This is a genomic window from Kitasatospora sp. NPDC033851 (assembly GCF_055576085.1).
Window position 1 is genome coordinate 71,723 of record NZ_JBVIRL010000015.1, and the last position, 25,073, is coordinate 96,795.

A 25,073-nucleotide genomic window follows, 5' to 3' on the forward strand; every position below is an offset into this window, starting at 1 on the left:
GGCTGCGGCGGGCGGCCGTCACACGGCGGCGGTGGCGGCGGCGGGCAGGCGTCCGGGCATCCGCCAGCCCTCGGCGAGGCGGGAGGGGGACAGCCGCTTGCCGTCGCCGAAGAACTCGCAGAACTTCATGATCAGCGGGTCCCAGCCGAGCGGGTCGACGTAGTGGTCGCTGCCGGGCACGATCAGGCTCTCCTCGACGTGGGCGCGCACGACCGTCACCTCGAAGGCGGTGCACCGGTCGTTGCCCGCCAGCGGCGTCGCCGCCTCCAGCCGGCACTCCAGCTGCACCGGGCACTCGGCGGCGCGCGGCGCCCGGACCAGCTCGCCCGCCAGCTCGGTCATCCCGGCCGCCGCGAACTTGCCCCGCTCGTGGCGGTAGCCCTGCTCCCGCCGCATCTCGCTGATGTGCGGGTTGGCCGTCAGCAGCGCGAGGGCGTCCACGGCGTCCACCTGCGCCGAGGAGGGCAGGTTGAGCACGCACTCGCCCTCGCGCCGCAGGTTGACGGAGGTCTGGGAACTGTTGCCCAGGCCCAGCACGCAGGACTGCCCCAGCCACCACGCCGAGGACATCGGCGCGAGGTTGGCACTGCCGTCCTCGTTGCGCGAGCCGATCAGCACCACCGGGGTGCCGAAGTACAGGACCTTGAGGTCGGTGACCTTGTGCACGGGATTGCCGTCCTTGGAAGAGGGAGGGAGGGAACCGCTGTCGGCCACCGACTCTGGCCTCGCCCGGACGGGGGCGCTGGCGGCGATCGGACATCCAGTTCCCGCCGCCCGCCCCGGGCCCGTCAGTCCACCGGCCCCCGGGCGGCGACCTGACGGGCCTGGCCGTCCCGCAGCCGGTAGGACAGGCCCACCACGGCCACCGTGCCCTCGGCGACCCTGGTGGCGAGCGCCTGGGAACGCTCCACCAGCAGGTCCACGGTCTGGCGGATGTGCTCGTCCACGATCGCGTCCCGGTCCTCGATGCCCGCCGCCTTGGCGGACAGCACGCTCGGGGTCACCCGCTCCACCACGTCACGCACGAAGCCGCCCGGCAGCTGCCCCTGCTCCAGGGAGTCCAGCGCCGCCGCCACCGCACCGCAGGAGTCGTGCCCCAGCACCACCACCAGCGGGCACTCCAGCACGCTCACCCCGTACTCGATGCTGCCCAGCGCCTCCGCCCCGGTGACGTGCCCGGCGGTGCGCACCACGAACAGGTCGCCCAGGCCCTGGTCGAAGATGATCTCGGCGGCCAGCCGGGAGTCCGAACAGCCGAACAGCACCGCGAAGGGCCGCTGCGCCGGGGCGAGCGCGGCCCGGCGCCCGGCGTCCTGGTTGGGGTGCTGGGGGCTGCCCGCGACGAACCGGGCGTTGCCCTCCATCAGCACCCGCAGCGCCTGGCGGGGGTCGGTCACCGGGTCGGCCGTCGGGTCGGGGACGGAGACCGGGACGGAGGCGGACACCGGCGTGGCGCCGGACACCGGCGTGGGGTCGGATATCGGTGTGGGGATCATGCCAGCACCCTAGAACGCCGCAGGTGGGCCCCGCAGCCGGGGGGTTGACGTCGCACCCCCGCGGGCACGGCGTGTCCCGGGCGCCGGACGGCGGCCCCCGCCATAGTCGACCCATGCCCACGGCCCCGATGAGCACCGCCGTCGTCCTGTTCACCCAGGACCTGCGCCTGCACGACAACCCCGCCCTGCACGCCGCCCGCACCGGCGCCGACCAGGTCCTGCCACTGTTCGTCCTCGACCCCGCCGTCGAGCGGGCCGGCTTCGCCGCGCCCAACCGGCGGGCCTTCCTCGCCGACAGCCTCGCCGACCTCGACCGGGCCCTGCGCGCGGCCGGCTCCCGGCTGGTCCTGCGCCACGGCGACCCCGCCGAACAGGCCGCCCGCGTCGCCGCCGAATGCGGCGCCGGCGCCGTCCACACCGCCGCCGGCGTCTCCGCCTTCGCCACCCGCCGCGAAGCCGCGCTGCGCCGCGCGCTGGGCGACAGGCTGCACCTGCACGACGGGCTCACCGTCGTCCCCGCCGGCGCCCTCACCCCGGCCGGACGCGACCACTACGCGGTCTTCACCCCGTACCTGCGCGCCTGGCAGCAGGCCCCGCGCCGCCCGCTGCTGCCCGCCCCGCGCACCCTCGCCACCCCCGACGGCCCGCACGGCGACCCGCTGCCCGCCGCCCCCGCCGGCACCTCCCCGGGCCTGCCGCCCGGCGGCGAACGCGCCGCCCGCCGCCGGCTGCGCGCCTGGAACCCGGGCGACTACGACCGCCTGCACGACGACCTCGCCGCCGACGCCACCTCCCGCCTCTCGCCCTACCTGCACTTCGGCTGCCTGTCCGCCGCCGAACTCGCCCACCGCGCCGCCGAACACGGCGGACCCGGCGCCGACGCCCTGGTCCGCCAGCTCGCCTGGCGCGACTTCCACCACCAGGTCCTGGCCGCCCGCCCCGACGCCGCCCACGCCGACTACCGCCCCCGCGGCACCCGGTGGCACCACGACGAGGAGGAACTGCGGGCCTGGCACGGGGGCCGCACCGGCTACCCGATCGTCGACGCGGGCATGCGCCAGCTCGCCCACGAAGGCTGGATGCACAACCGCGCCCGCCTGCTCACCGCCTCCTTCCTCACCAAGACCCTGCGCCACGACTGGCGCCCCGGCGCCGCCCACTTCCTCCACCTCCTCGTCGACGGCGACCTCGCCAACAACCAGCTCAACTGGCAGTGGATCGCCGGCACCGGCAACGACACCCGCCCCAACCGGGTCCTCAACCCCCTGCGCCAGGCCGAGCGCTACGACCCCGACGGCGCCTACGTGCGCCGCTGGCTGCCCGAACTCGCCCACCTCCCCGGCCGTACCGTCCACCGCCCCTGGACCCTGGACGAACCCCTCGACTACCCCGCCCCCCTGGTGCCCCCGGACGCCCTGACCGCCCGCATGCCCTGACCGCCCGCATGCCCTGACCGCCCGCATGCCTGACGGCCCGCATGCCTGACGGCCCGCATGCCCGACGGCCCGCATGCACGCCACCGGCTGACGGGCGGGCCCGAGCCCCGGGCGCCACCCGGCCCACCGCGAGCGCCGCGCCCTACGAAGCGCGGCGCAGGGCCAGGACCGTGACGTCGTCGCGGCTGCGCCCGCCGCTCCAGCGCCGGGCCCGCCGGTCGAGGGCCTCGGGCAGGGCGTCGGCGGCCGTCGCGGCGAGCTCGGCCAGACCCCGCTCGACCGGGTAGAACACGCCGGAGGCGTCCTGCGCCTCGGTGATGCCGTCGGTGAGCAGCACCAGCACCCCGTCGGCGGGCAGCGCGAAACGCCGGACCGTGCGCGGCCGCGCCCCGCCGGTCAGTTCGGCCAGCGACGCCAGGCCCAGCGGGATCCCGGCGGGCAGCGCGACGGGCTCCACCCGGCCGTCGGCGCGCAGCAGGTACGGGGCGAGGTGGCCGCAGTTGACGGCCCGCACGTCCTCGGCGCCGCGCAGGCCCAGCACGGTCGCAGTGACGAAACGCTCCTGCTCGCCGCTCTGCACCGCGTACGCGTTGTGCCGCTCCACCGCCGCCTCCAGGGCGTCGGCGACGGCGGTCAGCTCCGCCTCGCGAAACGCCGCCTCCCGGAAGGCGCTCAGCACCGCGAAGCCCGTACCGATCGCGGGCAGGCCCTTGCCCTGCACGTCGCCCACCAGCACCCGGGTGCCGTGCAGGGTCTCGGCGATGTCGTACAGGTCACCGCCCACCAGGGCGTCCTCCTCCACCGGTCGGTACAGCCCGTCCAGGCGCACGTCCGCGGTGGTCACCGGCAGCGGACGCAGCAACTGGCGCTGCAGCGCCACCGCGCTCTGCCGCATCCGCGACAGCTGCCGCTCCCGCCGCACCCGCCGCGCGCACAGCCCGACCACGGCGGCCTCGGCACCGACCACCGCCACCAGGGTGCCCACCCGCGCCTCCACGGACACCGGCGGCCACAGCACCGTGCTGACCACCACCACACCCGCCACCCACACCGAGACGGCCACCGTCTGCGCGACCGTGCCCAGCCCCGCCAGCAGCGCGGGCAGGAACACCAGCAGCAGCACCAGCCGGGCACTGGTACCACTGGCCGCCTGCGCCAGCAGCACGACCGCCGTCGCCGCCAGCACCCCCAGCACCACCGCCCGGTGGCCGGGTGCCCGCGGGACGGTGCCGTTGGTCTCCACCCCGCCGCCCTCTCCGCCGTCCGCCGCGCCCCGGTCCTCGCCCGACCGTCCCCCCAGGGTGGTCGGCCCGGCGGCGCGGGCGCCAACGGGCCGCGCCGGACGGGGGAAGCCGCTTGTCACCGGCGGTCGGTACGGTGGCAGGTGTGTCCTCCCCAGAACCCCGTACGAGCGGTGCGCCCCGTGAGAGCAGCCCGAGCAGTGCGGCCCGAGCGAGCAGCCCGGCCCGTACGGGCCGGGTGCCCCTGGCCGACCTCGTCCGGCTGCGCCAGGCCCGCGACCGGATGGACCGCGACTACGACCAGCCCCTGGACGTGCCCGCGCTCGCCCGCACCGCCCTGATGTCCCCCGGCCACTTCTCGCGCAGCTTCCGCACCGCCTACGGCGAGACCCCGTACAGCTACCTCATGACCCGCCGCATCGAACGGGCCAAGGCGCTGCTGCGGCGCGGGGACCTGAGCGTCACCGACGTGTGCATGGCCGTCGGCTGTACCTCGCTGGGCTCCTTCAGCACCCGCTTCACCGAACTCGTCGGCGAAAGCCCCAGCGCCTACCGTGCCCGCGACCACGAGGACGGTGCCCCGATCCCCGCCTGCATCGCCAAGATCCGCACCCGCCCGGTCCGGCGAACCGAAGCGAAGGGCGGGACCACTCCCGTAGCGTGACCGGCATGAGCATCGAACTCGCCCAGTGCTTCATCGCCGTCGACGACCACGACAAGGCCCTCGCCTTCTACCGCGACGTCCTCGGCTTCGAGGTACGCAACGACGTCGGCTTCGAGGGCATGCGCTGGGTCACCGTCGGCTCACCCGACCAGCCCGACGTCGAGATCGTCCTGGAACCCCCGCTGGCCGACCCGCACGCCTCCGAGGACGACCGCCACGCCGCCGCCGAACTCCTCGCCAAGGGCCTGCTGCGCGGCGTCATCTTCCGCACCGACGACTGCGACGCCACCTTCGAACGCATCCGCGCCGCCGGCGCCGAAGTCCTCCAGGAACCCATGGACCAGCCCTACGGCGTCCGCGACTGCGCCTTCCGCGACCCCTCGGGCAACATGCTCCGCTTCAACCAGCCCCGCACGCGGTAGCGGGCGAGGCGCAGCCCGGTCCACCCCCGTGGGACCGGGCCGGAGCTCGTCCGGGGTCAGGGCTCGTCCCGGGGCACGGGGCCCGGGGCCCGTCCGGGGTCAGCGGGCGAGGCGGTGGTAGTGCCGGTAGGCCTGGAGGGCCTCGGCGGCGGTGACGGCGGGCAGCACCGTCCAGGGCAGGAGGCCCGCCGCGGCGGCGAGGGTGGCCGGGGTGAGGACGGGGAGGGTGGCCGCCAGGGCGAGGCGCAGCCGCAGGTGGTGGGGCCGGCGGTGGGGGAGCCGGGGGCCTTCGGGGGCGGTGGCGGTCATGAGGCCTGGCGGGCCCGGTCGAGGAAGGCGCGCAGCTCGGCCCAGGCGTCGGCCGGGGCGTCGGGGTCGCCGGACATCGCGGCGGGGTCCTCGCGCCAGGCGGTGCGCACGGCGGTCGACAGGGTGGTGTCGCCGCCGCTGAAGAGGCGCCCGAGTTCGTCGAGGCGTTCGGCGATGCGGCGGACCCGGGGGTCGGTGGGCCCGGCCCCGGCGGTGCGCAGGGCCTCGGCGCTGCGGTAGAGCTGGGGCCATTCGACCTCCAGCAGGTAGTGGGCGGCGGGGCCGAGGGCGGCGGCGTGGTCGGCGAGGGCGTGGATCTGGTCGTCGTCGAGGTGGCGGTGCAGGGCCTCCCGGGCGGCGGGGCCGGTCGGGCCGGTGGCGCCGACGGCCTGGACCAGGCGCAGCAGGTCGGTGGTGGAGGGGGCGCGTTCGGCGCTGAGTTCGGTGTGCACGTGGGCGAGGCGCTCGCGCAGCGCCTGCAGGGAGGTGAGGGAGGCCTCGGTGGCGGCCAGGTGCTCGCGCACCAGGCGCACGGGGTCGATGCCGGCGTCCAGGCAGGTGGCGATGGTGTCCAGGCCCAGGCCCAGGCGGCGCAGGGCGAGGATCTGGTAGAGGCGGACGACGTCCTGCTCGGTGTAGGCGCGGTGGCCGGAGGCGGTGCGCCGGGAGGGGGCGAGCAGGCCGATCCGGTCCCAGTGGTGCAGCGTTCGTACGGTCAGGCCGCTGGCCTCGGCGAGCGGGCCGACCTTCCAGGTCTGTTCGGTGGGCATGGCACGAGCATTCCTCCTGACGTCGGGTGAGGTGCAAGCCCGGTTCGGGGTCGGGTTGTTCGGGGTCGGGGTCGGGGTCGGCTTCGGGTGCGGGTTCAGGGGTGGCCGGGCCGGGCGGGCAGCGGGTAGTCGGGCAGGTCGATGGCGTCGGCCTTGGCGAACTGGGCGGCGAGCAGGTTGCGCAGCGGCCGGCGGCCCATCCAGCGCATGGAGGCGGCGCGCAGGCGGATCATCAGGGCGCTGTCGGGGGCGTAGCCGGGCAGGCCGCCGGGCGGCAGCTCCTGGGCCTGGGTGACGTAGGGCCGCATCAGCTCCTCGTAGCGGGCGAAGGCGGTGCCGAAGTCGCCTTGGGCAGCGGCGAGTTCACCGGCGAGCAGGTAGGCGCCGACGAGGGCGAGGCTGGTGCCGAGGCCGGTGAGGGGGCTGGGGCTGTAGCCGGCGTCGCCGAGCAGGGCGACCCGGCCGCGGCTGTAGTGGTCGAGGCGGATCTGGCCGAAGGAGTCGAAGGCGAAGTCCTCGGCGGTGCGCATCCCGGCGAGCAGCCGGTCCACCTCCCAGCCGGCGCCGGCGAAGCGGTCGGCGAGCAGGCGCTTGAGGGCGGCGGTGTCGCGGCGCTCGTACGTCAGGGGCGCGGAGCGGAAGCCCAGGGAGGCCTTGACCTCGCCGGGCAGCCGGCCGGGGCGGGCGCCGGCGACCAGCCCGCCGGGGGCGTTGTACATCAGGAACCAGCTGTCGAGGTCGCGGGCGAGCGCGGCGTCGTGGACGGTGAACCAGGCGTGGTAGCCGCCGAGGGGGCGGTAGTGGCCCTCCTCGGGGCCGAAGGCGAGGCGGCGGACGGCGGAGTGCGGCCCGTCCGCGCCGATGACCAGGGCGAAGCGGCGGGCGGGGGCGTTCTCGAAGGTGACGGTGACGCCGTCGGCGTCCTGGGCGAGCGCGGTGACGGTGTCGTCCCAGAGGTACTCGACGCCGTCGGTGGACTCCCGGAGCAGGTCGGCGAGGTCGCCGCGCAGGATCTCGATCTCGGAGACGATGCCCTCGCCCCCGAACAGTTCGACGGGCATCCGGGCGCTCATCCGTCCGCGCCGGTCGACCAGGGCGATGCCGCGCTGCTCGACGCAGAGCGCGCGGGCCCGCTCCATCAGGCCCATCCGCTCGACGACGGTGCGCCCGGCGCCGCGCAGGTCGACGGCCTGCCCGCCGGGGCGCGGGCCGGGGGCGCGCTCGACGACGGTGGGGTTGAAGCCGTGGCGGCGCAGCCAGTGGGCGAGGGCGGGACCGGCGATGCCGCCGCCGGAGACGAGGATGTCGCTGGGGTGGTCAATGCTGCTCACGGGGTTCGCTCCGTCCGTGTGTCCGGCGTGTCCGGGGTGTCCCGGCGCGTTCGGGGTGTCCGGGGTGTCCGGGGTGTTCGACGCTGATGAATGTACGCCGTACGCATCGGCTCAACAAGCCATGTACTGCAGGGATTTGGGGACGGTGTACTAGTGCGCCAGGGTGCTCGAGGCCGCGCTCCCGGTGCCCGGTCGAGGGCTTTCGCGCAGGCGGGAGGCGGGCGGGGCGGACGGCGACGGGTGCACTAGTGCGGGACGATGGCGGCATGGAGAACACTCGACAGCTGGTGAGCTCCGGCTCACCCCTCGAACCGCGGATCGGCTTCTCCCGGGCCGTACGCAAGGGCCCGTACGTCGCGGTCGCAGGGACCGCCCCCATCGGCGAGAGCGGCACGGCGGTGGCCCAGGGCGACGTCCACGCCCAGACCGTCCACTGCCTGGACGTCGCCGAGGCAGCCCTGAAGGAGGCCGGCGCCTCGCTCAAGGACGTCGTGCGCACCCGCGTCATGCTCACCGACATCACGCGGTGGAAGGAGGCCGCGCGCGCCCACGGCGAACGCTTCGCGACGATCCGACCGGCGTGCACGTTCATGGAGGTGTCGCGCTTCATCGACGAGCGGTGGCTGGTCGAGGTCGAGGTCGACGCGGTCCTCGACCAGCTCGGTGAGCGCGAATAGCGTGATCAGCGGCCAGGCGGTCGGCCGGCCCGACGGCGCGGGTCAGTCCGTGTAGCGGGCCGTGCGGTAACCGCCGCGGGCCGTGCGCTCCACCTCCTCGGCGCCCCAGGTGTGCGGCACGGCCAGCTTCCAGCGGGCCCGCAGGACCGCGTGCTCCGCACGGTCCCTCGTCACGAACCACTGCCCCATGCGGCACCACGCCAGCGGCTCGTCGGCCTCCGTCGCCACCGCCCGCACCAACTGCGCCGCCTGCCGGGCCACCTGACCCTCCAGCCCGTCCTGCGCCTCGGCGGCGTCCTGCGCCTCCAAGTACTGGTTCATCCGGTACGTGGCCTGGTCACCGTGCTGGAACATGGCGTACTCGGAGCCGCCCGCCATGTGCAGCCTGCCGTTCTCCGTGGCCACCGTGCCGCTGCGCACGACCTCTTCCTGGGCGTCGAGTGCGATCCCCCCGTTGAGCCGGTTGAGCAGCTTGGCCTTCTCGGGGGTGGCTTCGGGGATCTGGCCGCCGCCCGTGCCGCCCTGCGCGGAGTACACCTCGTGCAGGTCGTAGTCCCCGGTGTAGAGGTAGTGCTTCCACTGCGGGTCGGCCTTCAGCTGGGCCAGCTCCGGGCCGCCGTCCTGCGCCGCCATGTCGAGCGGCACGTACTGCTCGCCCCTGGCGCCGGTCCGTACGATCCCCAGGTCCAGGACCTGCTGGGGCGGGTGGTCGATCCGGACGCCGATCAGGCCCTGGTCGCTCCAGTGGCCGACGAAGCCGCTCAGGTCGTGGTCCTTCAGCCAGCGCAGCACGGTCGCCGGGTCGCCCTGCGCCTGCCCGGGCCCGGTGCCGTACTTGCGACGGACGGACGAGGGCTTGATGGACTTCTCCAGGATGGTGTGCGGCTTGGGCTTGGCGCCCTCCGCGATGCGCCGGATGGAATGCTCCCCGGTCTCGCGGACGGCGATGGTGTACTTGTGCTTCCGGCACACCTCCGCGATGGCGGCCCAGTGGTTCTCCCACACGATGTTCCGGAGCTCGGACGCCCGCCCGCCGGGTGTGACAGTCCCCTCCTTGTACATGGCGGCCTCGCAGACCCTCAGCACGTTGTTCGGGTCCAGCTGTTCGCGCACCACGCGCTGGAGTACCGGCACCGTCTGACGGTCCGCCGAGCCGGAGCCGTCCCGGCGCCTGGCGATCATGCGGGACGCTGCCGCGTTGCCGACGGTGCGTTGCAGGGCCGCGCCGGCCTGCGGGGGCACCGTTCCGGCGTCGGATCGTGCACCGGTGCCGGGCCGTCGGGCCGGGCCCGCGTCGCGATGAGGACGCCCGGCCTTCTCCGGCTGCTGCCTCGCGTGCATGCTGAAACCCCCTCGGTCCCTTACGGTCCCCCTCGTCTCCGTTTATACAGGGGCCGTTGGCCGGACGTGGAGGGAAGTTCCGGCCTCACTCGCCGAGAGCCGTGCCCTCGCCGAGCGGTGCCGTCACGGCGCCGCGCCGCGCCGCGCAGGAAGTCGACTCCGTCGACTTCCTGCGCTTCGAAGCGGCCTACAAGGCCGTCCGATGTGGACCTCAGATGATCCGCAGGAAACGGCCTAGCCCCGCCGCAGGGCCCTCACCACCGCCGACAGGTCCTCCTCGGCGATCGACGGGTCCGCCAGCAGCACCTCGCGGGCCGCCGACAGGACCGGGCCGCCGCCCGCCAGGGCGAGGTCCTTGGCGGCCAGGCGGACCGGGAAGTCCGACTCGGTGCTGTGCGCCCGGGCCACCACCCCCGCGAGCGGCCCGGCCGACAGCACCTCCCGCGCCAGCTCCTGCGGCACGCCCAACTCCTCGGCCACCGCCAGTACTTCGCCGACCACCGTGACCGAGGCCACGATCGCGCCGATCACCACCACCTTCAGTGCCGCGCCCGACCCCGGGCCGCCGCAGCGCCGCACCCGGCCCAGACGCTCCAGGACGGGCTGCGCGCGGTCCAGGTCGGCGTCCTCGCCGCCCGCGAAGACCAGCAGGTCGCCGGTCGCCGCCGGTCCCACGCTGCCGACCACCGGGGCGTCCACCAGGCCGACGCCGTCCGGGAGTTGCGCGCGCAGCCCGGCGGTGGCGCGCGGGCCGATCGAGGACATGTCGATCCACAGCGTGCCCGGCGCCAGCTCCGCCGTGAACCGCCCGGCCACCTCGGCGACGGCCGCCGGGTCGGACAGCATGGTGACGACGACGTCCGCGCCCCGCACTGCCTGCGCCGGGGTCGCGGCCTCGGTGAGGCCGTCGGTGAGGCCGTCGGCGAGGGTGTCGATACGGCCGGGGGAGCGGTTCCAGACGGTCAACGGGTGGCCGGTGGCGGCGAGGCGACGGGCCATCGGCAGGCCCATCCGGCCCAGTCCCAGAAATGCGATCTTTTCCATGGCCGCAACGCTAGGCAGCCACAACCCAGGCGACAAGCGAATGTCTCGCATGGTAGGCATGCGGAATGGACATGGCTTGGCTGGACGTCTTCCGCACCGTCGCACACCTCGGCTCCTTCACCGCCGCCGGAGAACGGCTGGGCTTCACCCAGTCCGCCATCTCCCGCCAGATCGCCACCCTGGAAGGCGAGTTGGGAACCCCACTGTTCGACCGCCTGGCCCGCGGAGTGCGACTGACCGAGCACGGCCGGGCACTGCTGCCACACGCCGAAGCCATGCTGGAACGCCTCGACACCACCCGGCGCGACCTCGCCGCACTCACCGAACTCACCGCCGGACAGCTGCGGGTGGGCGCCTTCGACAGCGCCAACGCGGCCCTGGTCCCCGGCGCGCTCGCCGCCTTCCGCACCGCACACCCGCAGGTGGCGATCAGCCTCACCGAAGGCCTCTCGGCCCACCTGCTCGAGCTGCTCGGCAACGGTGCGATCGACCTCGCCGTGGTCGCCTCGTACGGCGAACTCACGGACGAGGCCGAACAGTTCGACCTTCGGCCACTCCTGGACGACCCCGTGCTGGTCGCCCTGCCACCCGGCCACCGCCTCGCCGGCCGACGACGCCTGCGACTGGCCGAACTCGCCGACGAACCCTGGATCGCCGCCCGCCGCCACGCCGAAACCACCCTCCTCGCGGCCTGCCTGCGCAGCGGCTTCCAACCCCGCATCGAATACGCCGTCTCCGCCTGGACCGCCAAACTCGGCCTGGTGGCAGCCGGCTTGGGCCCCACCCTCATCCCCTCCCTGGCCGCCCGCGCCGCCCGCCCCGACCTCGCCCTCATCCCCCTGCACCCCGACGACACCCCGGTCCGGCACGTCTACACGGCGACCCGCAGGGGCCGGCGAGTACCGCCGGCGGTGAAGGGCTTCACGGACTTCCTGCGGGAGGCAGCGGACGCGGGCGCGGGGGCGGGGGAGTAGGGGGCACGCGGGTCCGCGCCCCATCGGACCGGGGCCGGCTCCTCGGTGGAACGTGCCACTTGTGGGGCCGGTGCATTTGCGGGGAGATCCACGAGGGAGAGCGTGGTACGTCAGTCACGCAAGCCTTCGACAAGCTTATCCATGCCGAGATACGGGAACTCCCGCTTGAGATCGTCCGCCGAGTACTCCGGACGGTAATGCTGGAACCGCAGCATCTCGTCCGGACCGCGGGTGACTGTAATGAACCCGATGTCAAAGCGGTAAACCGGATCGAAAGACTCTCGCACGGCGCTCAGGAGGAAGTTCGCCGCCGCTGAAGTCTGCATCGTGAGCAGGTGTACGATATCGCAGTTGTCGTCGAACTCCTTCCCCAGTCTTTCGTACAGTGGCGGATCCCAGGGAATCTCCTTGTACTTGGCATGCAGCTCCAGCTGGCGAGGATCCCATCGGGCGTTCTTGAAATGGATGTCCAGGAACTGCATGAGGTCGCCCCAGGCGAGCGAGAAATTCTTGAATGCCCTCGCGAGCTGCCGGTAGTCGCCAGGCGGAAAGAAGCGACTCTTCACCCAGATATGGGAATTCTGGAGGTGGCTGAACCGTTCCGATGTCATGTGTGGGTGCGGAGAGAGCAGCCACGATGTCCAGGCATCCCAGTCATCAAGCAGAACCTGACGCTCCCACTCGCTCAGGAGTGCCGCCATATTCTCGTCCTTGGCTTGGCGTTCTTGCGAATGGCGATCGCGTTGCCGCTTCACCCGCTCCTCGTGCTCGGATTTCATCACGAGCAATTGGTCGACCGAGAAGAATTTCCCGTTGGCGGAGTCGATCACTTTGTGATGCTCTTCGCACAGCAGGATCATGTTGGCGTATGAGTCGCGTTCGGGCTTGGGCATGCGGGGGTCGGCCCTGGGGCCGCCGTCGTTTTCGGCGACGATGTGTGCTTCCTCGCCCAGTGTCACACCGACTCCCGAGCCGTCCTCCGTATATCCCCCGAGATCCGCCACCAGTTCTCTGGGACACTCAGGGAAGGCGCACTCGTTGCCTGAGCGCCCCCAGAGCATCTTCCTGTCCTTGGCCGAAATCCCCACGATACCCCCGACCGGCGCCCGGCTTGGTGATGGACAAAGCATTCGGCTCTGTCGGGGTAAGCGTACTCCCGGGCAACCTGCCGTTCGGCCGTATCGCCTGTATCGCCCGCTGCTGCCCCCTTTCCGGCGGCACCGCCATCAACATGCTGCGCCGCATGGTGGCGAACCTGGGCGGCAACGGGAACCTCCCCGACTGACCGCCGACTCCTGCGCCATGGCGGGATGCCCGGAGGCCGGAGGGGAATTGACCCATGAAAACGGCCTCTGATTGCCACATGACCATGGGTCTATTCGGCCGTAGATTGATCACATGACGACGACGAAGAACATCCCCGCCACCGCCACCGCTGCCGCTCCTGTCGCGACCCCCGTCCTGACCCGCTGCGCCGAGGCCGAGACCTGCGCCGACCCCAGCGCCACCATGACCCTCCTCGCCGAGACGGACCCGGGTGCGGGCGGCTTCACCGTCTACCGCTCCACCTTCGCCGAGGGCGCCGCCGGGGCCCCCTCGCACTTCCACACCCGGGCCTGGGAGCTGTTCTTCGTGATCAGCGGCTCGCTGGAGGTACTGGTCGGAGAGGAGGTCACCGTCCTGGGCGCGGGCGACTTCCTCGCCGTGCCCCCGCACACCCCGCACGCCTTCGCGGCCGCGCAGGGGGCCGAGGCCGACGTGCTGTTCATGTTCACCCCCGGCATGGAGCGCTTCGACTACCTGCGCCTGCTGGGCAGCGTCATGCGCGGCGAGACCGCGCCGGCGGCGATCGCCGCCTCCTCCGAGCGCTTCGACAACCACTACGTCGACAGCCCCGCCTGGCGCGAGGCCCTGGCGAGCCGCGCCTGAGCGGCGGGGCTCCCCGGCCGCCGGCGGCTCGACGGGCCGGGACGGCCCGGGTGTGGAACGGTGGAAGACCAGGGTGTCCCGGTTGCGAGAGGAGAGGCCATGTCGTCGAAGCGCCGCCGCAAGAAGAAGGCCCGGGCCAGGCGCGGGGCCAACCACGGCCGCCGCCCCCAGTGCTGAACGGCTGAGCAGCTGAGCGGCTGACCGCGCGGCCGTCGGCGGCATCCCGCCGACGGCCGACAGCTGACGGCTGACAGCCGCGCCCGTCCGCGTTCGGCACCGCCCGCCCGTCACTCGACGGCGCGGGCGGTGCTCCCCCGTGCCTCCAGGTTCCCCAAACGCGCCTGAGATCGAGGCCGCTGAGGTCAGATCAGTCGCCCAGGTCGGGGGAGTCCATCGGCAGGCCCTCCTGGTTGATGCCGCCGTTGCGGTACCAGCGCAGCGCGTGCTCGACGGTCCCGCCCGCGCTCGGCCTCCGGCCCCGGGCGCACCACTCGGCCACGTCCGCCGCCTCGATCCTGGGCAGCACGTCGGTGATGTCCTCCCGGACCACGAAGTAGGCCCGTGCGGAGATCCGGCAGAGCAGTAGCGCATCGGCGTCGGAGAGACTGTGGAGCACGGCAAGGCCGTCCGGGCGGACGGAGAAGTCCCTGACCTGGGTCAGCACGTGCTCGACGCCCTCCACCGCCCCCAGTGCGCCCACCAGTTCCCGGATCCGCTCCCGTTCCGCCGCCCTCGCCGCCCGCGCCCGCGGCGAGTGGATCAGGGCGACCATCCGCCGGTCGGTGGGCCAGTGTGCGCGCAGCGCTCGGAAAGCCTCCCAAAGCCGGGACAGCGGATAGAGGAGGAGGTACAGGATGCTTTCCACCGGCCGGAGGTCCTCTCGGGTCGCGCACGCCTCTGCGCCCACACCCTGCCCCGCCCGCGCCCCGGACCGCAATCCGCTCCCGTACTCAATTCCCCACCGTGGCCCCACGGTTGCCGAGCGCGCCCACCCCCCCGACCCCCGCGACCCCCGCCACCCCGGGCGGCCTGCGGCTGCGCGGGAAGTCGGAGGGGCCGACTTCCCGCGCAGCGGGCCGGGTCGTCAGGGCTGGGCGAGGTAGGAGGCGACGAAGGCGTCCAGGTCGGCGAGGGCGGAGGCCAGGTCGGTGGGGGCCAGTTGCCTGCCGGCGGTGCTGGTGGCGAGGAAGAAGCCGAGGGCGGCCTGGCAGGTCGGTACGGGGGAGGCGGCCGTCGGCACGGTGCAGCTGATCTCCTGCCCGGGGCCGCCGGGGGTCTGGAACGCCACCAGGGCGACCGTGCGGTCCGGCCCTCCGCTCGCGGGAAGGTTCGGCTCGCGGGTGCCCGCCGGGACGCCGACGGCGGTGAGGAACACGCCCGGGGCGTGGACCGGGAGGGCGTGCAGGCGGTCGGCGCCCTGGCGCGGCGGGGAGTTGCAGATGTTCGGCGCGGCCGCGGCCTGGGGCACGAACGGGCAGGCCAGGTCGATGTTCGTCTGCGTGCCGCCGCTGACGAAGACGGCCTGCACCACCGAGGCGAACCGGGTGCCGGCCGGGTTGGCGGCAGGAGCGCCGGGGTGGACGAACGCCTGCTCTCCGCCGTCGCCGCTGAAGAAGACCACGTCACAGGTCCAGTCACCCGGCGCGACGAGGTACTGGACCTCGCCCGGGTACCGGGCGGCGAACACCGCGGCCGAGGACGGCAGCGCGACGCCGTCCGGCACCGCCACCGAGGACGGCGCGGCCGCGAGCGGCGGCAGGCCCGGAGCGAGCGCCTCGGCCGGACACGCCCGCACCGGCGCCGTACCGGCGGCCGCGGCAGGCCACGCCCCGTACGCGAACTGGCCGCCGCCCGCGAGCACCGCCGCCGCGACCAGGACTCCCGCCCGCACCCGCCGCGCCCCCGTCCGGCGCCCGGCGGCCGTGCCACGCGTGCCACGCATACCCCACCTCCAGGGCGAAAAGGTCCGAGCGGCCACGGCGGGTCACCGATCCCGTTCCGGAGCCGCCCGCGAGGGATCCCGTTCCGGAGCCGCCCGCTAGGCGGTCACGTAGGCGGTCACGCCACCAGCGTAGATCCGCCACACCACCCACGCGCGCCGTACACCCCGCCCCCGCCCCCGGGCCCTGCCGCCCCTGGACCCTGCCGTACCCGGCCGTACCCGGCCCCGAAGTGACCATCCGTCAGATTCCCGCGCCCGGGGAATCGCCACGCCCGCACCGGCAACTCCCCGTCCCCGACGATCCGACGCCACCCCGACCCGGCGGCCCCGTCCCGGGGGCGGGTTGAGCCGCCGGGCGGCGTTCGGCCGTAGACGTGGAAGGGGCGCCGCCGGTCGGAGGGGGCGCCGGGGCGTCAGGAGGCGGGCATGCTCAGGTATCACGGCGCGTGGCGGATCACGGTGATCGGGCGCAGCGCCGACTTCGACCAGCGGGCGGTCGTGCGCGGACCGTACGGCAGCCGGGTGCTGGCCGGGCGGGTCGGCGCGGCGCTGGAGGTCAACGAGGAGAGCTGGACGCTGTCCCTGGAACACCACCTGTGGGGGCGCAGCTGGCAGCCGAACCTACGCACCACCCCCGGGCCGGTCACCGAACGCGACGGTGTCCGCAGCCAGTTGCTCACCAGCAACGACTGCCACTGGCCGGGCAAGGCGCTGGACTACGTCAACTTCGTGCTGCGCCTGGACCAGGTCCTCGCCACGACCCCTGCGCCGGTGCGCGCCGTCCGTCTGACCGAAGTGCCGATCGACGCGCCCCTCCAGGCCGTCCGCACCTCGTCCTCGGACTGGTCCGAGCCCGGGCACACCGCCGCCCCCGCGGCCCGGCCCGGGCACACCGCCGCCCCCGCGGCCCGGCCGGGGGAGACCGCCGCCCCCGCGACCCGGCCGGGGGAGACCGCGCGCCGGGCCGCCTGGTAGCCGGCCGGCGCTCGCCGGGGCCGGCACGGCTAAAGTCCCAGGTGAGCACCCGTCGCGCCCGAGGAGACCACGCCATGCCGACCGACCCCGCCCGTCCGGAGCCCGCGCGTCTGGGACTGGGCACCGCAGCCGTCGGCCGGCCCGGCTACATCACCCTGGGGCGCGACGCGGACCTGCCCGCCGAACGCACCGTCGAGGCGCTGCGCGAGCGCACCCACGCCCTCCTCGACGCCGCGTACGCCGCCGGGGTGCGCTACCTCGACACCGCCCGCTCCTACGGCCGCGCCGAGGAGTTCCTCGCCCGCTGGCTGGACGAACACCCCGAGGCGGCGGCCGAGGTGACGGTCGGCAGCAAGTGGGGCTACACCTACACGGCGGGCTGGCAGGCGAACGGGGTCGCCGCGCACGAGGTCAAGGAGCACTCGACGGCGGTGTTCGACCGCCAGATCCGCGAGACCCGCGCCCTGCTCGGCGACCGCCTCGACGTCTACCTCGTCCACTCCGTCGTGCCCGGCAGTCCCGCCCTCACCGACCCCGCCCTGCACGAGCGCCTGGCCGCCCTCGCCGCCGAGGGCGTGCGGGTGGGCCTGTCCACCAGTGGCCCCGCCCAGGCCGACACCATCCGCGAGGCCCTCGCCGTCACCGTGGCCGGCCGCCCGCTGTTCACCGCCGTCCAGGCCACCTGGAACCTGCTGGAGACCTCCGCCGCGCCCGCCCTCGCCGAGGTCCACGCGGCCGGCTGGCTCGTCGTGGTCAAGGAGGGCATGGCCAACGGCCGCCTGGCCGGCCGCAACGCCACCGGCCCCGACACCGCCGCCCTGCGCACCCTCGCCGCCCGCACCGGCACCACCCCCGACGCCCTCGCCCTGGCCGCGGCCGCCGCCCAGCCCTGGGCCGACGTCGTCCTGTCCGGCGCCGCCACCCTCGACCAGCTCGCCTCCAACCTGACCGCGGCCGAGGCCCATCCGACCCCGCAGGACCTCGCCGCCCTCGCCGCCATGGCCGAGCCCGCCGAGGCGTACTGGCACACGCGCTCGCAGCTGCCCTGGGCCTGAGCGGACGCCTGAGCGGACACCCGAACGAACGCCTGATCGGATACCTGATCGGCCGTCGTCGGCGGCGGCGGACGTCGGGCGTCACCGGGCACCAGGGCACCCGGGCGCACCCGCCCCGTTGTCGGTGCCCGCTCCTACGGTGGGCGCCATGACACAGCCACCGGACCTCGACCTCGCCGCCGCCCTCTCCGCCCTGCCCGTGGCTCTGCCGCCCGGCCGCCTCGTCGCCGCAGACGAAGGAGGCGAAGGAGGCGAAGGAGGCGAAGGGAACGGCGGGGACGGGCGGGAGCCGCTGCTGTGGATCAGCGACGCCCCCGCCCCCACCGGCCTGTGGGCGCGACTGCACCGCGCGCACCCGCAGACCGGCCTGTGGCCGCTGCTGCTCAGCCCCCTGGGCGACGGCCCCGACTACCGGCCCTGGCTGTCCGGCGAGCTGTACCCGAGCCAGGCCTGTGCTCCCGACCGGTACGACCCGGCCGCCCTGCTGCACCGCTGGTGGGAGGCGGACGGCGACGGCGAGGAAGAGGCCGGCCACGACGACGGCGGGGTCGGCCACGACGACGGGGACGAGGACGAACTCGCCGAGGCCCTGGCCCCCTACGGCCGCACCTGGCCCGGCCCCGCCCCGGCCGCCGACGTGCCCGACGGCGCGGCCGGCGCCGAGGCCCGCGAACTGGCCGACGTGCTGCAGTCCGTGCAGGACGCCCGCCTCGGCCTCGTCCGGGCCGGCAGCGGCGCCGAGGCGCTGGCGGTGTGCGGGTGGAGCGGACCGGTCAACCACGAGAACGACATCGCCAAGATCGCCGCCGTGCTCGCCGACTGGGAACGCCGCTTCGGCGCCCAGGTCGTCGAAGTCGGCTTCGACACCCTCCGGTTGAGCGTCCCCGTGCCGCCCGCCACGCTCGCCGAGGCGCTCCCGCTGGCCGCCGAGCACACCGCCCTCTGCCCCGACCTGGTCTTCCAGGGCGCCGGCCGCCTCACCGAGTACGCCGAGCAGCTGGTGGGCGCCCGCCAGTGGTTCTTCTGGTGGGACTGACCCGGGAAAGCGGCCGGGGGCCGGCCGGGCGCGTCAGTACTCGGAGCTCGGCGCCGCCGTGGTCGGCCCGAGGTCCGGCTGGTCGCGCAACTCCACTGCCTCGCCGTGCCGTTCGAGCTCCAGCACGACCAGCTCATTGCCGCCCGGGCGCCACAGCGGCGCGGGGGCGTAGAGGGTGCGCTGGGGGCCGGCGGCGCAGTAGCGGCCGAGCAGGAAGCCGTTGAGCCACAGCAGTCCGCGCCCCCAGCCGGGCAGGGCGACGAACGCGTCGGCGGGGGAGGGGAGTCGGGCGGTGAAACGGTGGAACACCGGCTCCCCGTCCCGGACCGGCGTGCCCGGCCTGCCCGTCACCCCAGGCCTGCCCGCCGTGCCCGCCGCACCAGGCGTACCCGCCGTACCCGGCGTGCCCGGGGTGCCTGGGGTGCCCGGGGTGAAGCGCAGCGCGGACAGGTCCGTCAGCGGCAGCGGCCGGATCTGCCAGCCGAACAGCCGCTGCCCGCCGTGCGAGACGCCGCGCGTGATGCCCTTGCGGTCGTCCATGTTCGAGCCGTAGTTCACCCGCCCCAGCGCCTCGACCAGGATGTCCAGGGTGACCCCGTCGGCGCCGGTGGCCAGGTCCAGCGTCGCACCGGGGGAGTTGCGCTCCAGCACCCCGAGCGGGCGCCCGTCCGCGAACACCTGCGCCCGGTCGGCCAACCCTTCGATGCGCAGCGGCAGTTCGGGGCGGGGGCCGGGAACGCGGGTGCGGTAGTGGATCAGGCCCAGGGACTGCCCGAGCTGCTCCATGGGCAGTGGCGCGGCCCGCTCCACCGGCTGCGACAGCGCGTCCAGGCTCTCCAGCAGCGCGGCCCGCCCGTCCGCCCGCAGGCGCTGCGGCGCCACCCGGGGCAGGGGGGCGGGCAGTTCGCCCTCCGGCAGGGGCAGGTACCGGCCGATGACCTCCCGCAGCGCGTGGAACTTGTCGGTCAGCTCGCCGGCCTCGCCGATCGGCGCGTCGTAGTCGTAGCTGGTGACGGTCGGCTCGTACCCGCCGTCCAGCGGGTGCGCACCGAAGTGGTTGGCGCCGGCCCACAGGCCGAAGTTGGTGCCGCCGTGCGCCATGTAGAGGCTGACGGAGGCGCCGGTGGCCAGCAGCTCGTCCAGGGACGCGGCGGTCTCCTTGGCGTCGCGCACGTGGTGGGGCAGGCCCCACTGGTCGAACCAGCCGATCCAGAACTCCATGGCGGTCAGCGGCCCTTCGGGCTGGTGGCGGCGCAGCACCGCCAGCCGCTCGGGGGCGCGCGAGCCGAAGGTCGCGGTGGCCAGGTGCCCGGGCAGGGCGCCGCCCTGCTGCATGGTGTCGTGCGCGCCGTCGGTGGTGAACAGCAGGCAGTCCACGCCGCGCCGCTCCAGCCCGTCGCGCAGGTGCCGCAGGTAGGCCGTGTCGTCGCCGTAACTGCCGTACTCGTTCTCCACCTGCACCGCCACCACCGGCCCGCCCCGGCTCGCCAGCAGCGGCAGCACCTCGGGCACCAGCGCGTCGAACCAGCCGTCCACCTCGGCCAGGTACGCCGGGTCCGCGCAGCGCAGCCGCAGCCCGTCCACGGCCAGCAGCCGGGCCGGCAGCCCGCCGAACTCCCACTCCGCGCAGATGTACGGGCCGGGCCGCAGCACCACGTCCAGGCCCATCTCCCCGGCCAGCCGCACGAACCGGGCCACGTCCCGCCAGCCGGTGAAGTCGACCCGGCCGTCCGGCAGTTCGTGGAAGTTCCACGGCACGTACGTGTCCACCGTGTTCACCCCAAGCGCCCGCACCCGCCGCAGCCGGTCCTCCCACAGCTCCGGGTGGATCCGGAAGTAGTGCACCGCCCCGGCCACCACCCGGTGCGCCACCCCGTCCCGCACGAACCCGTCCGCGTCGTACCCGAGCATGCGCACACCCGCCTTCCGGTCTGGAGAACCCGTCCCGCCCGAGCCTAGCCGGGCCGGCCGGAACCACCCCGGGGTGCTGACTCCGGGTGACCGGTTCCCCACTCTCCGAGTTATCGCCGACTTGTGGATGTGGCCTTCCGCACATGGAGATATTTGACCGGCAGGCACGTCACCCCTACCTATACGTGACGGATTCGCCCGCCACCCCCGCGCCCTACCGTCGGGGACGTCAGCAGGAACCACCGACCACCGCGACGAACCCCAGGAGCACCCCATGACCGCCTACGCGATCGCCCAGGTCCACTCGGTCGACTTCGGCCCCGACATCGTCGAGTACCTGGAGCGCATCGACGCCACCCTCGACCCCTTCGGCGGCCGCTTCCTCGTCCACGGCGGCCCGTCCGAGACGGTGGAGGGCCGCTGGGGCGCCGGCGGCACGATCGTCATCGAGTTCCCCGACGTCGAGCGGGCCCGCGCCTGGTGGCACTCGCCCGCCTACCGGGAGATCCTGCCGCTGCGCACCCGGCACATGAACGCCGACATCATCCTCGTCGAGGGCGTGCCGACGCCCGGCTACCGCGGGGCGGACGCGCTCGCGCACTGAGCCGGTGCTACGGCCGCACCCGCTCGCGCCACCACGCGACCGTCGCCGCGACCTGCTCCTCCAGCGGCGTCGCCCGCACCGTGAACGCCTTCTCGTACGCGGAGGAGTCCACGACGAACGGCCGGTCGAACTGGTAACGGGTCTCGCGCAGTTCGCGCAGCAGCGGGGAGAACAGCCCGGCCGCGCCCAGCAGGACGGGGGACAGACGGCGCACCGCGACCGGCGCGGTGCCGGCCTCGGCGGCCAGGCGATCGACCATCGCGCGCACCGGCTCGGCGGGGACGGCGGGCACGTGCCAGGCCCGGCCCCAGGCCCGCTCCTCGCCCGCGACCTCGACCAACGCCCGTGCCACGTCCGGCAGGTAGGTCCAGCTGTGCGGGGCGTCCGGGTCACCGAGGACGGCGACGGAGCCGCCCTTGAGCACGCCCGGCATCGCGCGCGCCGCCAGGTGGCCGCCGTCGGTGACGCCGGGGCCGAAGAAGTCGGAGGCACGGACCTCCACCGCCCGGATCCGCCCGGCCTCGTGCAGCGCCCGCGCCTGCTCCCACGCGGCCGCCCGCACCCGCCCCTTGGGTCCGGTCGCGGCGAGCGGCAGGTCCTCGGTGATGGGGCGGGCGGGGTCGGCCAGTGGCCCGTAGCCGTACAGGTTGCCGAGCATGACCAGCACCGCGCCGCTCTCCTCGGCCGCCGCGCACAGCGAGGCGGACAGGGCCGGCCAGCGCTGGGCCCACTGCGGCAGCGGCGGCGCGGCGCAGCCGTGGATCGCGACGGCGCCGCGCGCGGCCTGCGCCAGCGCCGTGGGGTCGCTCGCGTCGACGGCGAGGTGCTCGACGCCCTCGACGCCCTCGACGCCGTCAGCGCCCTCGGCGCCCTCGGCAGGCTGGTGCGCGGGGCGTCCGGATCGGGTGACGACCCGGACCTGGTGGCCCTGTTCGGCCAGCAGACGGGCGGTGGCGGCCCCGGCGGGCCCGTATCCGACGACGAGATGGAAGCTCACCCGCCCCACCCTATCCACGTCCCGACCGGGGCGACGCGGCGCGTCAGGCACCGAGGCCCCGGCGTCAGCCGTCGAGGTCCCGCGTCGGACGCCCCGGCCTCACGTCAGCCGCCGGGGCCTCGCGCCAGCCGCCCGGCCGGCGAACCTGCCTGCCTGCCATGCGTGCTGACGGGCCGCATTGCTGCCGTCCAGCTGCCCGGCGAAGGCACGGCGCGCCGCCTCGACCAGGTCCGGCGACACGTCGGGGCGGGCCAACTCGATCGCCCACAGCGCCTCGTCGGTCTCCATGTCCAGGCCCAGGCAGCTCGGCACCCCGCGCCCGGCCAGGGTCCCGGCCAGGACCGACTCGAAGACGGCCCGCAGCCGGTCCCGCTCCACCGCGCCGCCCTCAGTCACCGCTGCCGCTGTTCGTGTTCCGGCGCCGCCGGCTGCGCAGGGCGCTGCGCAGCACCTCCCCGGTGCGGACCGTGAGGGCCGCGACCACGCGGGTCCAGGGCGGCCCGCCCCGGTCGGCCCACACCACGCATCCGCACCCGGCGACGACGAGTACCAGCACCCCGATCAGCACCGCACCGACCACCACGGCCACCGGCCCTTCCGCTACGACCTACGACTAAAACGACGACGTACTACGTGTCACGTGCGGATCCTTCCACCCGGTTCGGCCGTGAACCCCGAGGCTGTGCCAGGATGCCGTAGCCGATCTTCCTGATCACCGCACCAGGCGCACCAGGCACGCCAGCCGCACAAGCGCCGGCCGTACAAGCCGTACAAGCCGTATCCCGAGGAGAGTCCCCGTGGCCACTGCCCGCTTCGCCACCCTGCACACCACGGCGGGCCCGATCCGCCTGGAGCTGTTCCCGTTCCACGCGCCGAAGACGGTCCGCAACTTCGTCGAACTCGCCGAGGGCACCCGCGAGTACACGGACCCGCGCACCGGTGAGCCGGGCAGCGGCCCGTACTACGACGGCACGCTGTTCCACCGGGTGATCGCGGGCTTCATGATCCAGGGCGGTGACCCGACCGGCACCGGCACCGGCGGCCCGGGCTACGCCTTCGCGGACGAGTTCCACCCGGAGCTGTTCTTCACCAAGCCGTACCTGCTCGCGATGGCCAACTCCGGCCCGGGTACCAACGGTTCGCAGTTCTTCATCACGGTGGGCACTCCGGCCCACCTCAACCGCAGGCACACCATCTTCGGCCAGGTCGCCGACGCGGCCTCCAAGGCCGTGGTCGACGCGATCGCCACCGCCCCCACCGAGGACGAGCGCCCGGTGACGGACGTGGTGATCGAGTCCGTCGAGATCACCTACTCCTGAGCCCGAGGATTCCGAGGACCCGATGAGCGTCGCACCGCAGAGCTTCCCGTCGCACCCGATCCGCGGGGTGCAGGCGCGTTACGTCCGCCAGAGCGGCTGCCCCTGCGACGTGGCGATCGTCACCGTGGACTTCGAGCCGTGGGAGGAGGGCGTGCACCTGGAGGTGGCGCCGGACGCCACGGTGCGCGGCGACTCCGACCCGCACTACCTGGCGCTGTTCCACGCGGCGCTGGCCGAGGGGGTGCGCGAGGAGCTGGCCGAGCGGGCGCCGGGACGGGCGGTGGCGCTGGCGGTGGTGGTGCACTTCACCGTCGTGCACGAGTTGGACTCGCGCGAGCACTCCTTCCGGGTGGCCGGACGGCTGGCCGCGCGCGAGGCCCTGGCCCGGGAGGGCGGCGGTCCCGGGGAGGACGCGGACGGCCGCCGCCCGGTGGAAAGCGGGCGGCGGCCGGAGAGCTGACGGCGGACCGTCAGGTGCAGCTGGTGAACGTCGGGCTGGTGTTGGCGACGTAGAGGGTCGGCCCGGCGTTGGGGTCGGAGGTCACCGGGATGGTGATGGTGTCGTCGGCGGTCCACGGGATGCCGTGGGCATCGAAGGTCCAGGTGCCGGTGACCTTGCGGGCGACCGCGGCCAGCGTCACCCAGCCGTACTGCTGTTGCGGGACGGAGACGGTGACGGCGTTGTTGACGCTGCGCGAGCCGTTCCAGACGTTGGTGAAGGTCAGGCCGACCTTGACCGCCGCGTTCAGGGCGCCCGGCGCGCCGGCGGAGATCTCGCTGCCGATCTCGGAGCCGAGGGAGGTCGACCAGCCGCTGGTGTCGGTGACCGCGAAGCTCTGCTGGACGGTGCCGCTGGTGTTGTTGAACCAGACCGCGGAGGAGCAGATCCGGGGCAGCGGCGCGGCCGGGGCCTCGCTCTGGACGGCCCAGGAGCAGGTGGAGGCGTCCTTCTGGCACTGCTTGGCGGCGTGGTCGACGGCCAGGGTGCGGGCGGCCTGCGGGAAGCCGGTGGCCCACTGCTGGTTGGCGGTGCCGTTGCAGGCGTACTGGTCGGTCCAGGCGTCGTCGTACTGGCCGCCGCCCAGCAGGTCCAGGCAGGTGTTGTCGCCGGCGTGGCGGATCATGAAGGCGTCGCCGCCGCCGGGCGCGGGCTGCAGGAACCAGCGCTGGCTGGCCTGACCGGCGCAGGTCTGCTGGCGCAGGGCCGGGACGAACCAGGAGGCCAGGTCGATGCACTTGCCGGTGTCGTTGTTGACGATGGTGAAGGTGTAGTCGGAGGTGTCGACGTTCAGCCGCCAGGACTGGTGGTAGCCGGGCGCGGAGTTGGTGACGACGTAGACGCCGTCGCCGGTGTTGCCGTTCTGGACGTCGAGTTGGCGTCCGTTGCTCAGCGACTTGATGGTCAGGCACTGCTGCGGCGTGGCGCACGTGGCGGCCGGAGCGGCGGCGGGCGCGGGGGCCGGGGCGGCGTGGGCGGGCGCGGCGCTCAGGCCCAGAGCGGCGCAACAGGTCACCAGGAAGGCCGCGAGCAGGCGCAGCCAGGGCGCCGTACGGCCGGGGTTCTCGGTGGCGGGCAAGGAGGGTGTCCTTTCGTCAGGGG

At 74.3% G+C, this 25,073-nt stretch carries 30 protein-coding genes; 14 read left to right on the top strand and 16 right to left on the bottom strand.

Annotated features, from left to right (window positions below):
• Positions 1-18: 18 nt before the first annotated feature.
• Together ACZ51D_RS26215 and ACZ51D_RS26220 are read right to left on the bottom strand one after the other, a co-directional pair.
• Positions 19-666: a flavin reductase family protein gene (locus ACZ51D_RS26215; protein WP_465615049.1), complete on the bottom strand. Its 648-nt coding sequence runs from the start codon at positions 664-666 to the stop codon at positions 19-21.
• Between the two features lie 122 nt (positions 667-788).
• Entirely contained in the window at positions 789-1,364 is a 576-nt protein-coding gene (locus tag ACZ51D_RS26220; RefSeq protein WP_465663746.1) for a carbonic anhydrase, read from the bottom strand.
• 260 nt (positions 1,365-1,624) lie between these two features.
• Here ACZ51D_RS26220 and ACZ51D_RS26225 point away from each other — a divergent pair, with 260 nt between their 5' ends.
• Positions 1,625-2,932 carry a cryptochrome/photolyase family protein gene (locus ACZ51D_RS26225; protein WP_465663747.1) on the top strand — a complete coding sequence of 436 codons (1,308 nt, stop codon included), beginning with the start codon at positions 1,625-1,627 and terminating at the stop codon, positions 2,930-2,932.
• Positions 2,933-3,074: 142 nt separating this feature from the next.
• On the opposite strand, the gene ACZ51D_RS26230 is transcribed toward ACZ51D_RS26225, so the two are convergent.
• Positions 3,075-4,295, bottom strand: a complete 1,221-nt coding sequence (locus ACZ51D_RS26230; RefSeq protein ID WP_465663678.1) for a PP2C family protein-serine/threonine phosphatase — start codon at positions 4,293-4,295, stop codon at positions 3,075-3,077.
• Positions 4,296-4,411: 116 nt separating this feature from the next.
• Here ACZ51D_RS26230 and ACZ51D_RS26235 point away from each other — a divergent pair, with 116 nt between their 5' ends.
• Entirely contained in the window at positions 4,412-4,837 is a 426-nt protein-coding gene (locus ACZ51D_RS26235) for a helix-turn-helix transcriptional regulator (protein ID WP_360497804.1), read from the top strand.
• 5 nt (positions 4,838-4,842) lie between these two features.
• On the top strand, positions 4,843-5,259 hold the full coding sequence (locus tag ACZ51D_RS26240; RefSeq protein WP_360497648.1) for a VOC family protein: 417 nt from the start codon (positions 4,843-4,845) through the stop codon (positions 5,257-5,259).
• A 99-nt stretch (positions 5,260-5,358) separates the two neighbouring features.
• On the opposite strand, the gene ACZ51D_RS26245 is transcribed toward ACZ51D_RS26240, so the two are convergent.
• From ACZ51D_RS26245 to ACZ51D_RS26255, 3 genes are all read right to left on the bottom strand, one after another.
• On the bottom strand, positions 5,359-5,568 hold the full coding sequence (locus ACZ51D_RS26245) for a hypothetical protein (protein ID WP_465663679.1): 210 nt from the start codon (positions 5,566-5,568) through the stop codon (positions 5,359-5,361).
• Positions 5,565-6,338 (bottom strand): MerR family transcriptional regulator, encoded by a 774-nt coding sequence (locus ACZ51D_RS26250; protein WP_465615053.1) that lies wholly within the window; start codon positions 6,336-6,338, stop codon positions 5,565-5,567. The genes ACZ51D_RS26245 and ACZ51D_RS26250 overlap by 4 nt, the downstream gene beginning before the upstream one ends.
• A 95-nt stretch (positions 6,339-6,433) precedes the next feature.
• Entirely contained in the window at positions 6,434-7,669 is a 1,236-nt protein-coding gene (locus ACZ51D_RS26255) for an FAD-dependent monooxygenase (RefSeq protein ID WP_465615054.1), read from the bottom strand.
• Positions 7,670-7,935: 266 nt separating this feature from the next.
• Between ACZ51D_RS26255 and ACZ51D_RS26260 the strand changes: the two genes are divergently transcribed.
• Positions 7,936-8,346, top strand: a complete 411-nt coding sequence (locus tag ACZ51D_RS26260; RefSeq protein ID WP_465615055.1) for a RidA family protein — start codon at positions 7,936-7,938, stop codon at positions 8,344-8,346.
• 42 nt (positions 8,347-8,388) lie between these two features.
• On the opposite strand, the gene ACZ51D_RS26265 is transcribed toward ACZ51D_RS26260, so the two are convergent.
• Both ACZ51D_RS26265 and ACZ51D_RS26270 read right to left on the bottom strand, forming a co-directional pair.
• Positions 8,389-9,687, bottom strand: a complete 1,299-nt coding sequence (locus ACZ51D_RS26265) for a hypothetical protein (RefSeq protein ID WP_465663680.1) — start codon at positions 9,685-9,687, stop codon at positions 8,389-8,391.
• 234 nt (positions 9,688-9,921) lie between these two features.
• On the bottom strand, positions 9,922-10,731 hold the full coding sequence (locus ACZ51D_RS26270) for an NAD(P)-dependent oxidoreductase (protein WP_465663681.1): 810 nt from the start codon (positions 10,729-10,731) through the stop codon (positions 9,922-9,924).
• Between the two features lie 65 nt (positions 10,732-10,796).
• Between ACZ51D_RS26270 and ACZ51D_RS26275 the strand changes: the two genes are divergently transcribed.
• The gene (locus tag ACZ51D_RS26275; protein ID WP_465615058.1) at positions 10,797-11,705 is read left to right on the top strand and encodes a LysR family transcriptional regulator; all 909 of its coding nucleotides are present in this window, start codon (positions 10,797-10,799) and stop codon (positions 11,703-11,705) included.
• Positions 11,706-11,815: 110 nt separating this feature from the next.
• On the opposite strand, the gene ACZ51D_RS26280 is transcribed toward ACZ51D_RS26275, so the two are convergent.
• Positions 11,816-12,664 carry an HNH endonuclease gene (locus ACZ51D_RS26280; protein WP_465663682.1) on the bottom strand — a complete coding sequence of 283 codons (849 nt, stop codon included), beginning with the start codon at positions 12,662-12,664 and terminating at the stop codon, positions 11,816-11,818.
• Between the two features lie 158 nt (positions 12,665-12,822).
• On the opposite strand from ACZ51D_RS26280, the gene ACZ51D_RS26285 reads away from it, so the two are divergent.
• The 3 genes from ACZ51D_RS26285 (at position 12,823) to ACZ51D_RS26295 (ending at position 13,811) form a co-directional block, all read left to right on the top strand.
• Positions 12,823-12,990, top strand: a complete 168-nt coding sequence (locus ACZ51D_RS26285; protein ID WP_360497621.1) for a hypothetical protein — start codon at positions 12,823-12,825, stop codon at positions 12,988-12,990.
• A gap of 113 nt (positions 12,991-13,103) precedes the next feature.
• Entirely contained in the window at positions 13,104-13,634 is a 531-nt protein-coding gene (locus tag ACZ51D_RS26290; RefSeq protein ID WP_465663683.1) for a cupin domain-containing protein, read from the top strand.
• Positions 13,635-13,733: 99 nt separating this feature from the next.
• Complete coding sequence (locus ACZ51D_RS26295; RefSeq protein WP_464336931.1) at positions 13,734-13,811, top strand: hypothetical protein; 78 nt, start codon at positions 13,734-13,736, stop codon at positions 13,809-13,811.
• A 190-nt stretch (positions 13,812-14,001) separates the two neighbouring features.
• Here ACZ51D_RS26295 and ACZ51D_RS26300 read toward each other — a convergent pair whose 3' ends face one another.
• A complete protein-coding gene (locus ACZ51D_RS26300) occupies positions 14,002-14,499 on the bottom strand; it encodes a hypothetical protein (RefSeq protein WP_465663684.1) in 498 nt (165 codons plus the stop codon).
• Positions 14,500-14,718: 219 nt separating this feature from the next.
• Positions 14,719-15,576: a hypothetical protein gene (locus ACZ51D_RS26305; protein ID WP_465663685.1), complete on the bottom strand. Its 858-nt coding sequence runs from the start codon at positions 15,574-15,576 to the stop codon at positions 14,719-14,721.
• Positions 15,577-16,002: 426 nt separating this feature from the next.
• Between ACZ51D_RS26305 and ACZ51D_RS26310 the strand changes: the two genes are divergently transcribed.
• The 3 genes from ACZ51D_RS26310 (at position 16,003) to ACZ51D_RS26320 (ending at position 18,642) form a co-directional block, all read left to right on the top strand.
• Positions 16,003-16,551, top strand: a complete 549-nt coding sequence (locus ACZ51D_RS26310; RefSeq protein WP_465663686.1) for a hypothetical protein — start codon at positions 16,003-16,005, stop codon at positions 16,549-16,551.
• A 74-nt stretch (positions 16,552-16,625) separates the two neighbouring features.
• A complete protein-coding gene (locus ACZ51D_RS26315) occupies positions 16,626-17,606 on the top strand; it encodes an aldo/keto reductase (RefSeq protein ID WP_465615064.1) in 981 nt (326 codons plus the stop codon).
• Between the two features lie 148 nt (positions 17,607-17,754).
• Complete coding sequence (locus tag ACZ51D_RS26320) at positions 17,755-18,642, top strand: DUF4253 domain-containing protein (RefSeq protein WP_465663687.1); 888 nt, start codon at positions 17,755-17,757, stop codon at positions 18,640-18,642.
• Between the two features lie 33 nt (positions 18,643-18,675).
• Here ACZ51D_RS26320 and ACZ51D_RS26325 read toward each other — a convergent pair whose 3' ends face one another.
• A complete protein-coding gene (locus tag ACZ51D_RS26325; protein ID WP_465663688.1) occupies positions 18,676-20,553 on the bottom strand; it encodes a glycoside hydrolase family 35 protein in 1,878 nt (625 codons plus the stop codon).
• A gap of 274 nt (positions 20,554-20,827) precedes the next feature.
• Between ACZ51D_RS26325 and ACZ51D_RS26330 the strand changes: the two genes are divergently transcribed.
• A complete protein-coding gene (locus ACZ51D_RS26330; RefSeq protein ID WP_465663689.1) occupies positions 20,828-21,157 on the top strand; it encodes a DUF1330 domain-containing protein in 330 nt (109 codons plus the stop codon).
• A 7-nt stretch (positions 21,158-21,164) separates the two neighbouring features.
• Here the strand turns inward: ACZ51D_RS26330 and ACZ51D_RS26335 are convergent, their stop codons facing one another.
• The 3 genes from ACZ51D_RS26335 to ACZ51D_RS26345 all read right to left on the bottom strand — a co-directional run bounded on the left by ACZ51D_RS26335 (position 21,165) and on the right by ACZ51D_RS26345 (position 22,743).
• Positions 21,165-22,154 carry an NAD-dependent epimerase/dehydratase family protein gene (locus ACZ51D_RS26335; protein WP_465663690.1) on the bottom strand — a complete coding sequence of 330 codons (990 nt, stop codon included), beginning with the start codon at positions 22,152-22,154 and terminating at the stop codon, positions 21,165-21,167.
• Between the two features lie 99 nt (positions 22,155-22,253).
• Entirely contained in the window at positions 22,254-22,550 is a 297-nt protein-coding gene (locus ACZ51D_RS26340; protein ID WP_465615069.1) for a hypothetical protein, read from the bottom strand.
• Complete coding sequence (locus ACZ51D_RS26345) at positions 22,543-22,743, bottom strand: hypothetical protein (RefSeq protein ID WP_465663691.1); 201 nt, start codon at positions 22,741-22,743, stop codon at positions 22,543-22,545. The genes ACZ51D_RS26340 and ACZ51D_RS26345 overlap by 8 nt, the downstream gene beginning before the upstream one ends.
• Positions 22,744-22,951: 208 nt before the next feature.
• On the opposite strand from ACZ51D_RS26345, the gene ACZ51D_RS26350 reads away from it, so the two are divergent.
• Positions 22,952-23,473, top strand: a complete 522-nt coding sequence (locus ACZ51D_RS26350; protein ID WP_360497583.1) for a peptidylprolyl isomerase — start codon at positions 22,952-22,954, stop codon at positions 23,471-23,473.
• 22 nt (positions 23,474-23,495) lie between these two features.
• On the top strand, positions 23,496-23,933 hold the full coding sequence (locus ACZ51D_RS26355) for a hypothetical protein (RefSeq protein ID WP_465615070.1): 438 nt from the start codon (positions 23,496-23,498) through the stop codon (positions 23,931-23,933).
• A gap of 10 nt (positions 23,934-23,943) precedes the next feature.
• Here the strand turns inward: ACZ51D_RS26355 and ACZ51D_RS26360 are convergent, their stop codons facing one another.
• Entirely contained in the window at positions 23,944-25,050 is a 1,107-nt protein-coding gene (locus tag ACZ51D_RS26360) for an RICIN domain-containing protein (RefSeq protein ID WP_465663692.1), read from the bottom strand.
• Between the last annotated feature and the right edge of the window lie 23 nt (positions 25,051-25,073).

Bases quoted from the DNA above. Each gene is read 5' to 3' on its own strand.
- ACZ51D_RS26220 (WP_465663746.1), bottom strand. From the start codon at position 1,364: ATGGAGGGCAACGCCCGGTTCGTCGCGGGCAGCCCCCAGCACCCCAAC.
- ACZ51D_RS26310 (WP_465663686.1), top strand. From the start codon at position 16,003: ATGCTCAGGTATCACGGCGCGTGGCGGATCACGGTGATCGGGCGCAGC.
- ACZ51D_RS26330 (WP_465663689.1), top strand. From the start codon at position 20,828: ATGACCGCCTACGCGATCGCCCAGGTCCACTCGGTCGACTTCGGCCCC.
- ACZ51D_RS26285 (WP_360497621.1), top strand. From the start codon at position 12,823: ATGGACAAAGCATTCGGCTCTGTCGGGGTAAGCGTACTCCCGGGCAAC.
- ACZ51D_RS26225 (WP_465663747.1), top strand. From the start codon at position 1,625: ATGAGCACCGCCGTCGTCCTGTTCACCCAGGACCTGCGCCTGCACGAC.
- ACZ51D_RS26260 (WP_465615055.1), top strand. From the start codon at position 7,936: ATGGAGAACACTCGACAGCTGGTGAGCTCCGGCTCACCCCTCGAACCG.
- ACZ51D_RS26305 (WP_465663685.1), bottom strand. From the start codon at position 15,576: ATGCGTGGCACGCGTGGCACGGCCGCCGGGCGCCGGACGGGGGCGCGG.
- ACZ51D_RS26245 (WP_465663679.1), bottom strand. From the start codon at position 5,568: ATGACCGCCACCGCCCCCGAAGGCCCCCGGCTCCCCCACCGCCGGCCC.
- ACZ51D_RS26355 (WP_465615070.1), top strand. From the start codon at position 23,496: ATGAGCGTCGCACCGCAGAGCTTCCCGTCGCACCCGATCCGCGGGGTG.
- ACZ51D_RS26275 (WP_465615058.1), top strand. From the start codon at position 10,797: ATGGACATGGCTTGGCTGGACGTCTTCCGCACCGTCGCACACCTCGGC.
- ACZ51D_RS26290 (WP_465663683.1), top strand. From the start codon at position 13,104: ATGACGACGACGAAGAACATCCCCGCCACCGCCACCGCTGCCGCTCCT.
- ACZ51D_RS26240 (WP_360497648.1), top strand. From the start codon at position 4,843: ATGAGCATCGAACTCGCCCAGTGCTTCATCGCCGTCGACGACCACGAC.
- ACZ51D_RS26325 (WP_465663688.1), bottom strand. From the start codon at position 20,553: ATGCTCGGGTACGACGCGGACGGGTTCGTGCGGGACGGGGTGGCGCAC.
- ACZ51D_RS26295 (WP_464336931.1), top strand. From the start codon at position 13,734: ATGTCGTCGAAGCGCCGCCGCAAGAAGAAGGCCCGGGCCAGGCGCGGG.
- ACZ51D_RS26315 (WP_465615064.1), top strand. From the start codon at position 16,626: ATGCCGACCGACCCCGCCCGTCCGGAGCCCGCGCGTCTGGGACTGGGC.
- ACZ51D_RS26265 (WP_465663680.1), bottom strand. From the start codon at position 9,687: ATGCACGCGAGGCAGCAGCCGGAGAAGGCCGGGCGTCCTCATCGCGAC.
- ACZ51D_RS26320 (WP_465663687.1), top strand. From the start codon at position 17,755: ATGACACAGCCACCGGACCTCGACCTCGCCGCCGCCCTCTCCGCCCTG.
- ACZ51D_RS26250 (WP_465615053.1), bottom strand. From the start codon at position 6,338: ATGCCCACCGAACAGACCTGGAAGGTCGGCCCGCTCGCCGAGGCCAGC.
- ACZ51D_RS26270 (WP_465663681.1), bottom strand. From the start codon at position 10,731: ATGGAAAAGATCGCATTTCTGGGACTGGGCCGGATGGGCCTGCCGATG.